Source organism: Paraburkholderia sp. SIMBA_054, from assembly GCF_046534875.1.
Taxonomy (GTDB): Bacteria; Pseudomonadota; Gammaproteobacteria; order Burkholderiales; family Burkholderiaceae; genus Paraburkholderia; species Paraburkholderia hospita.
This window is the reverse complement of sequence record NZ_JAWRXV010000625.1, coordinates 1-279: the sequence shown is the minus strand read 5'-3', so window position 1 is coordinate 279 and position 279 is coordinate 1. Positions and strand designations below refer to the sequence as shown.

Genomic DNA, 279 nt, shown 5'->3' with positions numbered 1-279 from the left:
CTTGCAATGTACTGCAACCGCCTATCCCGGTCATCGGGATCACGCTGGAAACGTGACCCCGATCTCCGTGTCCGACCTTCGCCGGGGGATCCCCATTCAGCTGGCGTCGGCAGCGTAGCGCTCGACCGCGTCGACCAGGATCTTCCTGGCCTCGGCGGCGCCGCCCCAGCCATCGAGCTTGACCCACTTGCCCTTCTCCAGGTCCTTGTAGTGCTCGAAGAAGTGGCCGATGCGCTCCAGCCAGTGGCTGGACACCTGGTTGATGTCCTCGATATGGCC

1 protein-coding gene is annotated in these 279 nt (G+C 63.8%); it reads right to left on the bottom strand.

Annotated elements, in window-relative coordinates; genetic code table 11:
- Positions 1 to 96: 96 nt before the first annotated feature.
- On the bottom strand, positions 97 to 279 hold a 183-nt coding region (locus tag SB822_RS56590; RefSeq protein WP_410859037.1), incomplete at its 5' end, for an inorganic diphosphatase.